General features: G+C 70.2%; 12 protein-coding genes. 4 read left to right on the top strand and 8 right to left on the bottom strand.

Features of this window, described 5'->3' with window-relative positions:
* Positions 1-886 (bottom strand): NsdA family TPR-like regulatory protein (locus tag EEJ42_RS42025; RefSeq protein WP_484422026.1); only part of this gene is annotated, 886 nt, incomplete at its 3' end.
* Positions 887-1,082: 196 nt separating this feature from the next.
* On the opposite strand from EEJ42_RS42025, the gene EEJ42_RS42020 reads away from it, so the two are divergent.
* The 3 genes from EEJ42_RS42020 (at position 1,083) to EEJ42_RS42010 (ending at position 3,787) form a co-directional block, all read left to right on the top strand.
* The gene (locus tag EEJ42_RS42020; protein ID WP_425473052.1) at positions 1,083-1,496 is read left to right on the top strand and encodes a hypothetical protein; all 414 of its coding nucleotides are present in this window, start codon (positions 1,083-1,085) and stop codon (positions 1,494-1,496) included.
* Between the two features lie 73 nt (positions 1,497-1,569).
* Positions 1,570-2,463: a spermidine synthase gene (locus EEJ42_RS42015; RefSeq protein ID WP_246097711.1), complete on the top strand. Its 894-nt coding sequence runs from the start codon at positions 1,570-1,572 to the stop codon at positions 2,461-2,463.
* 145 nt (positions 2,464-2,608) lie between these two features.
* Positions 2,609-3,787, top strand: coding sequence for a chitinase (locus tag EEJ42_RS42010; protein ID WP_123107403.1), 1,179 nt, complete (start codon positions 2,609-2,611; stop codon positions 3,785-3,787).
* Positions 3,788-3,814: 27 nt separating this feature from the next.
* Here the strand turns inward: EEJ42_RS42010 and qcrB are convergent, their stop codons facing one another.
* The 5 genes from qcrB to EEJ42_RS41985 form a co-directional block, all read right to left on the bottom strand.
* On the bottom strand, positions 3,815-5,413 hold the full coding sequence (gene qcrB, locus EEJ42_RS42005) for a cytochrome bc1 complex cytochrome b subunit (RefSeq protein WP_123107402.1): 1,599 nt from the start codon (positions 5,411-5,413) through the stop codon (positions 3,815-3,817).
* Between the two features lie 143 nt (positions 5,414-5,556).
* Positions 5,557-6,963 (bottom strand): GH1 family beta-glucosidase, encoded by a 1,407-nt coding sequence (locus tag EEJ42_RS42000; protein ID WP_123107401.1) that lies wholly within the window; start codon positions 6,961-6,963, stop codon positions 5,557-5,559.
* Between the two features lie 94 nt (positions 6,964-7,057).
* Entirely contained in the window at positions 7,058-7,963 is a 906-nt protein-coding gene (locus EEJ42_RS41995; RefSeq protein WP_123107400.1) for a carbohydrate ABC transporter permease, read from the bottom strand.
* Between the two features lie 18 nt (positions 7,964-7,981).
* Positions 7,982-8,998 carry a carbohydrate ABC transporter permease gene (locus EEJ42_RS41990; RefSeq protein ID WP_123107399.1) on the bottom strand — a complete coding sequence of 339 codons (1,017 nt, stop codon included), beginning with the start codon at positions 8,996-8,998 and terminating at the stop codon, positions 7,982-7,984.
* A gap of 5 nt (positions 8,999-9,003) precedes the next feature.
* Entirely contained in the window at positions 9,004-10,341 is a 1,338-nt protein-coding gene (locus EEJ42_RS41985) for an ABC transporter substrate-binding protein (protein ID WP_123107398.1), read from the bottom strand.
* A 276-nt stretch (positions 10,342-10,617) separates the two neighbouring features.
* Here EEJ42_RS41985 and EEJ42_RS41980 point away from each other — a divergent pair, with 276 nt between their 5' ends.
* Complete coding sequence (locus tag EEJ42_RS41980) at positions 10,618-11,664, top strand: LacI family DNA-binding transcriptional regulator (protein WP_123107397.1); 1,047 nt, start codon at positions 10,618-10,620, stop codon at positions 11,662-11,664.
* Between the two features lie 61 nt (positions 11,665-11,725).
* Here EEJ42_RS41980 and EEJ42_RS41975 read toward each other — a convergent pair whose 3' ends face one another.
* Together EEJ42_RS41975 and EEJ42_RS41970 are read right to left on the bottom strand one after the other, a co-directional pair.
* Positions 11,726-13,144: a glycoside hydrolase family 6 protein gene (locus EEJ42_RS41975; protein ID WP_123107396.1), complete on the bottom strand. Its 1,419-nt coding sequence runs from the start codon at positions 13,142-13,144 to the stop codon at positions 11,726-11,728.
* Positions 13,141-14,584, bottom strand: a 1,444-nt coding sequence (locus EEJ42_RS41970) for a cellulose binding domain-containing protein (RefSeq protein ID WP_425473051.1), incomplete at its 5' end; no start/stop codon positions are given. The genes EEJ42_RS41975 and EEJ42_RS41970, both read right to left, overlap by 4 nt.

Below are 14,584 nucleotides of genomic sequence, written 5' to 3'. Positions count from 1 at the left end.
CGGCCCGCTGCGCGGCCTGGGCGGCGCGCACGGCCTCGCGCGGGCGCCCGGCGTCGCGGGCGAGGAAGGCGGTGTTGCAGAACGCGTGGGCCTCCAGGGCGGGATCGCCCGTGACGCGCGCGGTGGCCAGCGCCTCCGCGTAGTGCGAGCGGGCGTCGGTGAGCCGTCCGGAGTCATGGGCGAGCCAGCCCACCGAGATGGCCAGTTCGCCCGCGCCCGCGTACAGCCGCTCCACGACGGACCGGCCGTAGCCGCCCGCGTCGAGCAGTGCGTACGCGGCGCTCAGCGGGCGCGCGGTGTGGACGTAGAGGCTGTCCGCGCCGTGCCGGTCGTCCAGCAGCCGGATCCGGCGCACGGCCTCCTCCACGGCGGCCGCCTCGGCCTGCCCGGCCCGCCGGGAGGTCCGCACGGCATCGGCGGCGGCCGCCGCCCCACCGGCCATGAACGCGCGCCGTAGCAGTTCGCTCTCCTCGAAGACGTCGATGTCGGCCGGGGCGCGGTGCTCCGGTTCCGGCCGGGGCAGTGGCTCCGGCCGGGATACCGGCTCCGGGCCGGGCAGCGGTTCCGGTCGGGGCGCCGGGACGGCGGCGGGCCCGACCGGACGGCCCCGGACCGCCTCACGGGGGGTGAACCCCAGGTCGGTGAGGGCGCGGCCGGGGAACATATGGCGGAAGACGCGCTCGTAGGCGTAGTTGGGGCAGCGGATCGCCCCCGACTCGACACGGCCGATGTAGCGCGCGTCGCAGGAGACCTGTTCGCCGATCTCGCGGGCCGCGCGCCGTACGGACGCCGCGAACTCGGCCGGTGAGAGCTGCCCGCGTAACAGCCGGAACGCGGTGTTCGGCCGCGGCGACGAGGATGACGGGGATTCCGGAAGCGGCCTCATGGTGACCCTCCCTACGGTGCTGCACGGTGCTGCCGTGTCGGCGGGGGAGAACCGTACCGGTTACGACGTTCTCGACATTCGGATATTCCCGGCAATCAAGACGAAACGCCCGCGATCTGCCATGAACTGCCATCCTTTACGGCGGCATTCGGCCGTAGCCGTTGACACTGCCGAGCGTTGAACCCTGTGCAACCCGATGAAGAGGGAGGCCGGAGTGGATATCAGCCGCTCGCGGACGACTGCCCAACATCACCAGCGCCAGGACTGCGATCTGGTCACCGTGCCCGCCCGTCAGGGGCTGGAGGCGGTGGACATCCTGCGCCGCGGCTGCGACGGCCTCGGCCCCGTGATGCACGACAACGCCTGCGACACCCTCGGCTTCCTGGTGCCACCCGGCACCGCGGACGGCTGGGACATGCCGGGCAGCGACTGCACCCAGACGGCCGGGCGCGGCATGCGCATAAGCGACGGCGGCGCCCCGGGTCAGGGCGCCACCCACTGGCTGGTGCCGCCGGATGCCGCGTACAGCGGCGCCACCGACCCCGCGGAGCTGCGCGCCGCGCTCGGTGAGGCGGCCCGCACGATCGAGGCCGTCGACCGCTGCCAGTAGCCCCGGGCCGGAGCAGCCCCTGGTCGGCGGACCGGCGGCCCGGCTGTCGGTGGCCCGGCTCATACTGGGGCACATGGCGAAAGGCACGAAGAAGCGAGCGGCGGCGCGCGGGCGCGCGGCGGGCCGGGGGCGCACCCCCGAGCCGATCACCGCACCCGTCGACGGGGGCCTCGCCGAGCTGGTGCCGGATCGCGACCGCCCGCGCGGCTGGACGCTGCTGCTGGACGGCAAACCGCAGTCCCACGTGGACCTGGACGACCCCGCCCACCTCGACTTCGAGTATCAGCGGCGGCTCGGCCACGCCGCCGATCTCGCCGCCCCGCCGGGGCGCCCGCTGCACGCCGTCCATCTGGGCGGCGGCGCCTTCACCCTGGCCCGCTACATCGCGGCGACCCGGCCCCGCTCCACCCAGCAGATCGTCGAGATCGACGCCGCGCTCGTCCAGTTCGTACGGCGCGAGCTGCCGCTCGACCCCGGCGACCGGATACGGGTGCGGGGCACCGACGCCCGGGCCGGGCTCGCCAAGGTGCCCGAGGGCTGGGCCGATCTGGTCATCGCGGACGTCTTCAGCGGGGCCCGCACCCCCGCGCACCTGACCAGCCTGGAGTTCCTGGCCGAGGTCCGCCGGGTGCTGCGCCCCGGCGGGCTGTACGCGGCGAACGTCGCCGACGGCCCGCCGCTGGCCCATCTGCGCGCCCAGATCGCCACCGCCCGCGCCGCGTTCGCCGAGGTGTGCCTGACCGCCGACCCCGCCGTGCTGCGCGGCCGCCGCTTCGGCAACGCCGTCCTGCTGGCCGCCGACCACGAACTGCCGGTGGCCGAGCTCACCCGCCGCGCCGCCGGGGACCCGCACCCCGCCCGGGTCGAAAACGGCCGCGCGCTCGCGGACTTCACCGGTGGCGCGGTCCCGGCCACCGACGCGACGGCCACTCGGTCCCCGGCACCCCCGGCGGCCGTCTTCGACTGACCGTGGCCTCAGTTGTGCCTCCCGGATGTTCAAGCGGGACAGGAAAACTGTGCACCTTGTGAAGATCTTTTCGTGAGTGCCGATTCCGGCCGTTACCGTGGCGCGCGTACGACGACCCCCACTTCCGTATGCAGGGCAGGCACACGTGACGAGCCGCAGGTACCGCCGCCGCACCATGAGCCGGAGCACGATGGCGATGGGAGCCACCGCCGCCGTGCTCGTGGCGGGCGGGGCGGCGTTCGCGCTGAGCAGCGCGACGGACGACGGCGGGGACACGTCGGGAACGGCACCGGACTTGGGCGCGGGCGCGGGCACCGGACCGGGCACCGAGCCGGGGACGGCACCGGGGACGACACCGGGCACGACGCCGGGTACGGAACCGGAGAAGACCCCGGGGAAGCAGCCGGGGAACGGGGCGGGGGAGGTCGCTAACGCGCGCTTCGCCCCGTACATCGACACCTCGCTCCACGCCCCCTACGACATGGTGGGCACCGCGAAGAAGACCGGCGTCAAGGAGTTCACTCTCGGCTTCGTCTCCCCCGGCGGCGGCTGCACCCCCAAGTGGGGTGGCAGGACCGGGCTCGGCGCCGACAAGGTGGCCCGGCAGACGGAGGCGCTGCGTGCGGAGGGCGGCGACATACGGGTGTCCTTCGGCGGCCAGGCCGGGTCCGAACTGGCGCTGGCCTGCTCCTCGGTGGACCAGCTGACCGCGGCGTACAGCCAGGTCGTGGACCGGTTCAAGCTCACCAAGGTCGACTTCGACATCGAGGGCAAGGCGCTGGAGAACGCCGCGGCGAGCACCCGCCGGGCGCAGGCCATCGCCGCGCTCCAGAAGCAGAAGCCCGGTCTGGACGTCTCGTTCACCCTGCCCGTGATGCCCACCGGCCTCACCCGCGACGGCGCCGAACTGGTCGCCGACGCCAGGAAGAACGGGGTGAAGGTCTCGGCCGTCAACATCATGGCCATGGACTACGGCAGCTCCTTCGACGGCGACATGGGCCGGTACGCGATCGACGCGGCCACCGCGACGCAGAAGCAGCTCAAGCGCGCCCTCGGGTTGAGAGACGAGGCGGCGTGGAAGACCGTCGGCGTCACCCCGATGATCGGCGTCAACGACGTCAAGAACGAGATATTCACGGTCGACGACGCCACGGAGCTGGTGCGGTTCGCCCGGACCAAGGGGCTGGGCAAGCTGTCGATGTGGTCCGCGACCCGCGACAAACAGTGCGCGGGCGGCACCCAGGCCACGGCGTCGGCGATCTGTAGCTCGGTCGAGCAGGGCGCGCTCGCGTTCACCAAGGCGTTGGGCGGCTACCGGGGCTGACCCGCCGAAGGGCGCTGCCGGACGGCTCTAGTGGTGGGGGCTCTCCTGGTGCTCCCGGTACTCCTCGGCCGTCGGCTTGGCGATCTGGCCGCCGTCGCCGAAGTAGAACTGGGACAGCCGCGCCCGCAGCCGCTCCTTGCGGGTCAGTTTCCGTTCGACCCCGGCCCCGTCCACGGACGGTGGCAGCTCCAGGGGCTCGTACTGCTCGTAGGCCGTCAGCGTGTACCGCTCGCCCGGTGACAGCGGCTCGTGCACCTCGATGTACTCGCCGTGCGGCAGCCGCTGGATGACGCCGGTCTCGCGGCCGTGCAGCACCTTGTCCCGGTCGCGCCGCTGCAATCCGAGACAGACCCGTCGGGTGATGGCGAACACCACGAGCGGCACCGCGAAGAAGCCGATCCGGCCGGCCCAGGTGATCGCGTTGATCGACAGATGGAAGTGGGTCGCGAACAGGTCGTTGCCGCCGCCGATCAGCAGGACCGTGTACAGGGCGATCCAGGCGGCGCCGAAGGCGGTGCGGGTGGGGGCGTTGCGCGGGCGCTGGTTGAGGTGGTGTTCGCGCTTGTCGCCGGTGATCCACGCTTCGAGGAACGGATAGAGCCAGATGGCGAGCAGCACCATCGGGAAGACCACCAGGGGGATGAAGACGCCGAGGACCAGGGTGTGGCCCCAGAGGTTGATCTCCCAGCCCGGCATCAGCCGGATCAGCCCCTCGGAGTAGCCCATGTACCAGTCGGGCTGGGCGTCGGTGGACACCTGGTCGGGCCGGTAGGGGCCGTACATCCAGATCGGATTGATCTGGGCGATGCCCGCCATCAGGGTGGTGACGCCGAAGACGAGGAAGAAGAACCCGCCGGATTTGGCGACATAGACCGGCCACAGCGGGGGACCCACGATATTCATGTTCTTCTTGCCGGGCCCGGGCTCATGGGTGTGCTTGTGATAGACGAGCAGAATCATATGGAGGGCCAGCAGGCCGAGCATGATACCGGGGATGAGCAGGACGTGGAGGGTGAAGAGCCGGGAGATGACGATCGTCCCGGGGAACTCCCCGCCGAAGAAGAAGAACGACAGATACGTGCCGACGATCGGAACCGACAGCATCGCGCCCTCCATGAAGCGCAGCCCGGTGCCGGAAAGCAGGTCATCGGGGAGCGAGTAGCCCATGAAGCCGTCGAACATGCCGAGAATCAGCAGTCCGGCGCCGGAGAGCCAGTTGATTTCGCGCGGCTTGCGGAAGACGCCGTTGAAGAACGTGCGCATCATATGGGCGATCATGCTCGCGATGAAGAGCACGGCCGCCCAGTGGTGGATCTGCCGCATGAGCAGGCCGCCGCGCACGTCGAAGCTGATGTCCATCGTGGTCTCGAACGCCTGGGACATGCGGATGCCGTTGAGCGGCTCGTAGCGGCCGTGGTAGACCACCTCGTTCATCGCGGGCTCGAAGAACAAGGTGAGATAGACGCCCGTCAGAATGATGATGACGAACGTGTACAGGGCGATCTCACCGATCAGGAAGGACCAGTGGTCGGGGAAGACCTTCCGCAGATTGGCCTTGCCCATCTTGAAGAGGCCGACCCGCCCGTCGAACCACCCGGCAAGTGCCTCGCCCTTTGGTTTGCTCATATCTCATGCATTTACCAGCACATTCCACCGTCCGCCCTGTCGGCCGGGCGTGTGGCCCACGCCGTAATCCATTCGGGGGAGGGAGCGGCTCCGCCCACCCCCCAGGCTGGGCGGAGCCGCGGTCTATTTCGTGCCCGGAGCGGCTACGCCTCCGGCAGCTCTCCGGTGCGGGCGACCTCCGCGTACCAGCGGGCGCTGGACTTGGGGACGCGGGCCTGGGTGGGGTAGTCGACGTAGACCGCGCCGAAGCGCTTGCTGTACCCGTACGCCCATTCGAAGTTGTCCATCAGCGACCACAGGAAGTAGCCGCGCAGATCGGCGCCGTCCGCGATGGCCCGGTGGGCGGTGGCCAGGTGGGCGCGCAGGTACTCGATCCGCTCCGGGTCGTGGACCTTGCCGTCCGCGTCCGGCTTGTCGTCGTACGCGGCGCCGTTCTCGGTGATGTAGAGCGGCACGCCCGGCGCCTCACGGGTGTAGCGCATCAGCAGCTCGTGCAGTCCGGTCGGGTCGACGGTCCAGCCCATCTCGGTGCGGTCGCCCGGCGTCTGGTGGAACGCGACCCGCTCGGAGCCCGGCCAGGGGGAGTGGGCGCTGGCGCCGTGGCCGTCGTGGCGGGCGGGCCGGTCCCCGTTGTCGGTGGCGGCTGATACCAATGAGGGCGTGTAGTAGTTGATGCCGAGCGCGTCGAGGGGGTGCTTGATGACGGCCAGGTCGCCATCGCGGACGAAGGACCAGTCGGTGATAGCCGCCGTGTCCTCGATGAGGTCGCTCGGATACGCGCCGCGCAGCAGCGGCCCGCTGAACACCCGGTTGGCCAGCGCGTCGATACGGCGCTGAGCGTCCAGGTCCGCGGGGTCCTGGGTGAGCGGGCGGACCACGGCCGGGTTGAGGCTGATGGCGATCTGGGCGCGGGCCGGGAGGGCGGCCCGCAGCGCCTGCGCGCCGAGGCCATGGGCCAGGTTGAGGTGGTGGGCGGCGCGCAGCGGGGCGAGCCGCTCGGTGCGGCCCGGGGCGTGCACCCCGGAGCCGTAGCCGAGGAAGGCGCTGCACCACGGCTCGTTGAGGGTGGTCCAGTACTCGACGCGGTCGCCCAGCGCCTCCGCGACGATCCCGGCGTACTCGGCGAACCGCTCGGCCGTCTCGCGTTCCGGCCAGCCGCCGGTGTTCTCCAGCTCTTGGGGGAGGTCCCAGTGGTAGAGGGTCAGCACCGGCTGGATCCCGGCGGACAGCAGCTCGTCCACCAGGCCGCGGTAGAAGTCCAGGCCGCGCTGCACGGCGGGCCCGCGGCCGGTGGGCTGGACGCGTGACCAGGAGACGGAGAAGCGGTAGGCCGCCAGGTTGAGGTCGGCCATGAGCCGGATGTCCTCGCGGAAGCGGTGGTAGTGGTCGACCGCGACATCGCCGGTGTCGCCGCCGAGCACCTTGCCGGGGGTGTGGCTGAAGGTGTCCCAGATGGACGGGGTGCGGCCGTCCTCCTGCGCGGCGCCCTCGATCTGATAGGCCGCGGCGGCCGCGCCCCACAGGAATCCGGGCGGGAAGGAAAGGGTCATGGAAGCGCTCCCATTCGAGGTCAGGGTGTGGGGAGGGACGGGGGAGAGGGAGGCGAGGGCGGCGCGGGCCGTGCGGACGGCGCGGGTGGGCGGCTCAGCCCTTGACCGCGCCCTGCATGATGCCTCCCACGATCTGCTTGCCGAAGAGCACGAACGCGATCAGCAGCGGCAGGGTGCCGAGCAGCGCCCCCGCCATGATCACCGACTGGTCGGGGACATAGCCGCGGCCCAGTCCGTTCAGCGCGACCTGGACCGTGGGGTTGCCGGTCTGGGTGAGCGCGATGATCGGCCAGAAGAAGTCGTTCCACGCCTGGACGAAGGTGAGCATCCCCAGCACGGCCATGGCCGGGCGGGCCGCCGGGAAGACCACGTGCCAGATGACACGCAGGCTGCTGGCGCCGTCCACCCGGGCCGCCTCGATCAGCTCCGTCGGCAGCGCCTGGCTGAGGTACTGCCGCATGAAGAACACCCCGAAGGCGGTCACCAGCGTCGGCAGGATGACGGCCTGGAGCTGGTCGGTCCACTCCAGCTTGGCGACCATCATGTACAGCGGCACCACGCTGAGCTGGGGCGGCACCATCATCGTCCCGATGGTGAGCATCAGCAGCAGGTTCTTGAAGCGGAAGCGCAGCTTGGCGAAGGCGAACCCGGCGATGGTGGAGAACAGCACGGTTCCGACCGAGATGGTCCCGGCCACCACGGTCGTGTTCAGCAGCGCCTCGCCCATGTTGGCGTCGTTCCACGCCACGTCGAGGTTGTGGAACAGGTTCCCGCCGAACCAGAACGGCGGCGGGGTCTCGGCGAGCCGGGTATTGGTGCGGGAGGCGGCGATGGCGGTCCACACCAGCGGGAAGAGCGAGCCGATGGTGAACAGGATCAGCACGGCATAGGTGATCTTCCCGCCGTGCAGCTGCCTGCCGGCGCGGTTACGGCCCTTCCGCCCGGTCGGGGGCGGTGCGGGCGGTGCGGACGCCGGCCGGGAAGACACGGTGGCGGTCATGGTGGTCCCTCGTCTCCCTCACTGGCTCTTCCGCAGCCGTCGCTGGAACAGCCAGTTGGCCGCGGCGATCAGCAGCAGGATCAGGAACATGGTCCAGGCGATGGCCGAGGCCCGGCCGAGATGGAGGTTCACCCAGCCCTGCTCGTACAGGTACAGGCCCAGCGTCTGGAACTGGTGGTCGCCCCCGCCGGTCGCGCCCGCGCTGCCGTTGAACAGCAGCGGTTCGCCGAAGAGCTGGGTCGCCCCGATCGTGGACACCACGACGGTGAACAGGATGGTGGGGCGCAGCGAGGGGATCGTGACATGGATGAACTGCTGCCAGCGGGAGGCCCCGTCGAGCGACGCCGACTCGTACAGATCGTGCGGCACGGCCTGCATGGCGGCCAGGTAGATCAGCGCGTTGTAGCCGGTCCAGCGCCAGATGACGATCGTGGAGACGGCGAGCTGGGAGGTCCAGGTGCCGTTCTGCCAGTCGATCCTGTCGATGCCGACCGAGCCGAGCGCCCAGTTGATCATTCCGTAGTCGCGCCCGAAGAGCAGCACGAACACCAGCGTCGCGGCGGCCACCGAGGTGGCGTACGGGGTGAGGATCGCGACCCGGAAGAACATCGAGCCGCGCAGCTTGTAATTGAGCAGGTGCGCCAGCCCGAGGGCCATCAGCAGCTGCGGCACGGTGGAGATCAGCCCGATGGTGAACGTGTTCTGGAGCGCGTTCCAGAAGAACTCGTCCTCCCACAGCCGGGAGAAGTTCCGCATCCCGACCCACTCCATGTGGGTGGGGTCGGTCAGCTCCACGCGGTGCAGCGCGGACCAGCCCGTGTACAGCAGCGGGAAGAGCCCGAAGGCGGCGAAGAAGACGAAGAACGGGGCGATGAAGGCGTACGGGCTCCACTTCACGTCCCAGTGGTGGCGGCGGGAGCGCCAGGTGCGCCGCCGCTGCTCCCGGGGATCGAGGGGCGCCACCGGGGCGGCGCGGCGCGGGGCCGCGCCCCCCTGCCCTGCGGGGGGCGCGGCAGTACCGGAGGAGGTGGACATCCCGGTCACTGGTCCAGCGCGTTGTCGATCGTCTTGGTCGCGGCCTTCCAGCCCGCCTCAGGGGACTTGCCCTGCTGGTCGACCTGGAGGATGCCGATGTCCACGAGGTTCTGGTTGATGATCTGGTCCTTCGCGCCCAGGGTCTGGACCGGGATGCCCTTGGCGGCCTCGGTGAAGATGGAGCCGATGGGCGCGTTCGCGAAGTAGGGGTGCTTGGCGTCCTTCACATCGGGCAGCGAGTACGACGCCTGGGCGCTCGGCCAGCTGCCGCGCTCCTTGAACAGCTTGGCCTGCTGTTCGGGTGCGGTCAGCCAGGCGACGAGCTTGGCCGCCTCTTCCTTGTTCTTGCCCGCCTGCGGCACGCCGAGGAAGGTGCCGCCCCAGTTGCCGGGCTTGGGCGCGGCGGCGACGTCCCACTGGTCCTTCGACTTGGCCCCGGCCTTCTCCTGGATGTAGCCGAGCATCCACGGCGGGCAGGACACGGTGGCGAACTGCCCGTTGGCGAAGCCCTGGTCCCAGGTCTTCTGGAACTGCTGGAGCTTGGCGGTCACCTTCCCGGTGGCCGCCTCGGTCGCGATCTTCCAGGCGTCCTTCACGGCCGGGCTGTCCTTGTAGATGATCTTGCCGCTCTTGTCGTAGTAGCGCTCCGCGTTGCCCGCGACCACTGCGTTGAAGACGCCGCCCGCCGAGTCGACGAAGGCCGTGCCCTTGGGGGCCTTCTTCATGTACTCCTTGCCCGCGTCCAGGTACTTGTTCCAGTCCCCGGCCCAGAGCTGGGCGACCTTCTCACGGTCGGTGGGCAGCCCGGCCTTCTGGAACAGGTCCTTGCGGTAGCAGATGGCCATCGGGCCGATGTCGGTGGCGAGACCGACCGCCTTGCCGTCCTTCGTGATGCCCTGCTGCCATTTCCAGTCAAGCCAGTTGTCTTTCTTGACGCCTTCTGTCTTCGAAAGATCAACGAACTTGTCCGCCTGGGTCTGGACGACCTCGGCGATGTTGGCGACTTCGATGCCCTGGACGTCGGCGAGACCGCTGCCCGTGCTCAGGTGGTTGAGCAGCTGCGGGTAGTAGTTCTCGTTGCGCTCGATGACCGTCTGCTCGATCTTGATGTCCGGGTGGAGCTTCATGTACTCGTCGTAGAGCCCGGCCTCCTTGAAGCCCATGGTGCCGAAGAGGCCCATGATGATCTTCGTCTTGCCGCTGCCGCCCCCGCCGCCGTTGCCGGACTTGTTGCTGTCGCTGTCGCCGTCGTCGGCGCAGCCGCTGAGCAGTCCGGCCCCTAACGCGGCGATGGCCGCGAGGGCCACCGCTCTGCTGCGGTACGTACCAGTGGTCCTGCGCATTCCGTCCTCCTAGCGCCCTGACGTACCGCTCCCGGCCAAAAAGGGGGAATCCGTGGGACTTTGAGATGCATCGGCACGGGCGGGCAGTGTGCGGGTTGTGTATGACTCAGGTACTGTGGGAGCGCTCCCAGGTTGATGTGTTGAAGGGTTGCGGGTCCCCGCTGGGGTGTCAAGGGACAGAGCGGAACAACTTCCGGAAACCACACTGCTGTTGAATGTCCACCGCAGCCGCCCGGATGGGGTGGATCTGCTGGGTACGGAGGCTGGAGGCGCGAGATGGCAGGAACCCGGCGGCATGGTGCGGGGCGCGGCAGGCCGACCCTCGAGGAGGTCGCGGCCCGCGCCGGCGTCGGCCGCGGCACCGTTTCCCGGGTGATCAACGGCTCGCCGAGGGTCAGCGACCGCACCCGTACGGCCGTCGAGCAGGCCGTCGCCGAACTCGGCTACGTGCCCAACCGGGTGGCCCGCGCGCTGGCCGCCAACCGGGCCGACGCGGTCGCGCTCGTCATACCCGAGCCCGAGACCCGGCTCTTCGCCGAGCCGTACTTCTCGGACATCATCCGCGGCGTGGGCGCCGAGCTGGCCGACACCGATCTCCAGCTGCTGCTGACCCTCATCCGCACTCCCAAGGAGCGGCAGCGCTTCGCCGAGTACCTCTCCGCGCACCGGGTCGACGGCGTGCTGCTGGTGTCCGTCCACGCGGACGACCCGCTTCCGGACCTGCTGGAGCGACTGGAGATGCCCGCGGTGCTCAGCGGACGCCGCTCGGCGCACGAGTCGGTGCCGTACGTCGACTCGGACAACACCGGCGGCGCGCAGTCCGCCGTGGAGCACCTCATCGGGCGCGGCCGCACCACCGTCGCCACCATCACCGGACCGCTGGACATGTACGTCGCCCAGTGCCGCCTGGACGGCTACCGCGCCGCGGTCCGGGCGGCGGGCCGGGAGCCGGAACCGGAGCTGGTGGCGTCCGCCGACTTCACCGAGGAGGGCGGCCGCCGCGCGATGCGGCAGCTGCTGGAGCAACGCCCCCGCCTCGACGCGGTCTTCGCGGCCTCGGACGTGATGGCGGCGGGCGCCCGCCAGGTGCTGCGCGAGTCCGGACGGCGGGTCCCGGAGGACGTCGCCATGGTCGGCTTCGAGGACTCCGCCGTCGCACGCCACATGGACCCGCCGCTCACCAGTGTCCGGCAGGCGACCGAGGAGATGGGTCGGGCGATGGTGCGGGTGCTGCTGGAGGAGATCGAAGGCCCCTCGGAACGCCCCGCCAAGCGCCCCCAGGTGGTGCTCCCGACCCAGCTGGTGCGGCGCGAGTCGTCGTGAACATCGAAAAGGCCGGTGGACCGCTGGGTGCGGTCCACCGGCCCCGCCGGGGGACGGCCTGTTACAGCGCCGGGTAGGCGTTCTTCAGCAGCTGCTGGAACTGGGCCGAGAACCAGTGGCCCGACAGCGGCGCGTTCGCGAGCGCGCCGGACATGTTGTAGCCGTTGCGCGCGTTGCCCGTGTACGTCGGGTCGCACATCCGGTCGAAGCCCTTGCCCTCGTCGTTCGGGATCTGGGAGCTGGCGCCGTCGGACTCGCCCGGGGGCTTCATCCACACGTACGCGTCGATCCCGGCCGCGGGAGCTGCCTTGGGCCGCTCACCGAGCCCGGCTCCGGACTGGTTGCACCAGTTGCCGATGTGGATGCGGCGGTCGTAGCGGCCGCCGTTGACGTACGTGTCGACGCTGGTCGTGGCGCCCGGGCCGGACGGGCGGGCGGCGCCGCCCCAGCCGTTGCGGGAGGTGTCGATGAGCGCGCCGATGTTCGACGGGAAGCCGACGTTCACCAGCTCCTGGCGGAAGCCCTGGGCGAAGGACAGCTCGTCGACGTAGCGGTTCCAGTCCACCCACTTGGACTGGCGGACCGTCGTCCCGTTGACGTTGTCGTTGATGGTGAAGTTGTTTTCCTTCAGGGCGCTGTAGTTGGCGGTGTTGACGATGATGCCGCTCACCTTGTCGACCGTGCTGCCCTCGGCGGTCGCGGCCTGCTTGATGATCTGGGCGGTGGGGTTGAAGTTGCTGTCCCAGCCGATCCAGCCGTGGTGGCCGGCGTCCACGTAGTTGTAGACGTTGCCGATGGCGCCCAGCTTGTTGAGCGCGTAGCCGACGCCCTTCACATAGTTGCCGTTGGCCTTCATGGTGTCGCACTGCGGCGTGGCCGTCGCGCTGCCACCGGTGTTGGTGACCAGGTTGGGCAGGGAGTCGATCTCGACCGTGGTGACGATCCGCAGGTTGGAGTTGGCGTACTTCGACTCACCCAGGATCGACGCGATCGGGTCGATGAACTGCGTCTTGTACTTGTCGATCTCGGTCGGGCCGAGCTCGCCGTTGGATGCGAGCGCGGAGCAGTCGCGGCCGGGCAGGTCGTAGATGACGAGCTGGACCACGGTCGGCGAGCCGCCCGACTGCGACAGGGCACGGTCCAGGTGGGCGCGCAGCCCCATCTTGCCGCCCGCTCCGTTGATCGCGGCGATCCGGTCCAGCCAGATGCCGGTGGGCTGATTGGAGACCTTGGAGCCGCCGGGTTCGGCGGCGGCCTTGGCGGACCACTCGGGGTTCACGTACGCCTTGGCGCCCGCGTACGGGTTGTCGACCTTCGCGGCGGCCTTGGCGGCCCCGTCGGCCTGCGCCGAGGCGGTGCCCGCGAGCGAGCCGACGGTCAGGGCGGTGGCGGCCAGCAGCGCGCCGCCCGCCAGCGCGGCCGCGCGGGTGCGGGTGCCTGGCTTGCGGGAGGGTGGGGGAGGTGAGGTGATGCGGCTCATGACAGTCCTTTCAGGTGATCGCGGAGTCCGATGCCGAAGGCGGTCGGTGTGCCGTTGAAATCGCTGATGAGGGAGGGGCCGGAGGAGCAGTCCCAGGTGTTCCAGGTCCAGCCGAGGTACGAGGCGCGCTTGGCGTCCAGCCAGGCCATGACGCGGTCGATGTAGCCGTGCGAGCAGGTGTTCTCGCCGATCTCGCCCGCCACGAACGGCACTTGGGCGATCACCGGGGCCAGCTGTTCGTTGAAGCAGCTCTCGCTGGAGCAGGTGTTGAAGTTGTACGTGTGCCAGGCGGCGGCGAGGTTGCCCGCCGGATCGCTCGGCTTGTACGTCAGCCACTGGCGCATGTCGTTGGAGTAGGCGAGACCGCCGAGCAGGATCACGTTCTGGGCGCCGGTGGCCCGTATCGCGGTCACCAGGCTCTGCATCCCGGCCACCGGGTAGTCGATGCCGGGGCAGCTGCCGCCGTCCCGCCAGCACTTCCACGCCGCCGCCAGGTCAGTGGTGGCGCGGTCCGGGAACGGCTCGTTGAACAGGTCGAAGACCACGGCCTGGTCGCCCTTGAAGGTCTGCGCGACCGACGACCAGAACGCCGGGGTGTACTGGGCGTTCGGCATCGGCTTCTGGCAGGTGGCGTACTCGGTGTCCGGGCAGTGGTTGTCGCCGCCGGTGTACTTTCCGTGGCTCCAGTGGAGTTCGAGGATCGGGGTGAGGCCGTTGGCCTCCAGCCGGGCCACGAACTCCTTGACCGCGTTGATGTAGGTGGCGCCGCGGTAGGCGGAGTTGATGTGCGAAAGACCGAGCCAGCACTCCTCGTTCAGGGGGACGCGGACCGCGTTCGCCTTCCATCCGGCGATGGCCTTGACGGACGCGTCGTCCACCGGTCCGTCGAAGATGCCGCGCCCCTGGACGCACATGAACTCGCCCCCCGAGCGGTTGACGCCCAGCAGCCGCCGGGTGGCCCCGTCCTCGTCCACGAACGCGTTGCCCGAGACGCGCAGCTTCGGCGGGGTGCCGCCCTGGCCCGGCGGGGGATCGGTGGGGTCGGTCGGGTCCGTCGGGTCCGTCGGGCCGGAGCCGCCGCCGCACGCCACGCCGTTGAGCTTGAACGATGAGGGCGCCGAGTTGGACCCGGACCAGGAGGCGGTGAACCCGGCGCTGACGCTGCTGCCCGTCGCGATCTTGCCGTTCCAGGAGGCGTTGACCGCGGTCACCGTCGTCCCGGACTGCGACCAGGTGGCGTTCCACCCCTGGGTCACCTTCTGTCCGGCGGAGAAGTCGAAGGTGAGGCTCCAGCGGTCGAGCGCGGCTCCGTTGTTGGTGATCGTGACGTTGCCCTGGAAGCCGTTGTCCCACTGGCCGGCGGCGGTGTACGCCACGGTGCAGGCCGCGGCCGCCCGGGGCGCGGCGGAGGTGCCGGCCGCGGCGGCGGTGCCCGCGGTG

It is taken from the genome of Streptomyces botrytidirepellens, from assembly GCF_003721215.1.
Taxonomy (GTDB): Bacteria; Actinomycetota; Actinomycetes; order Streptomycetales; family Streptomycetaceae; genus Streptomyces; species Streptomyces himastatinicus.
Note: the sequence above shows the minus strand (reverse complement) of the source record. Positions and strands in the feature narration are given on the sequence as shown.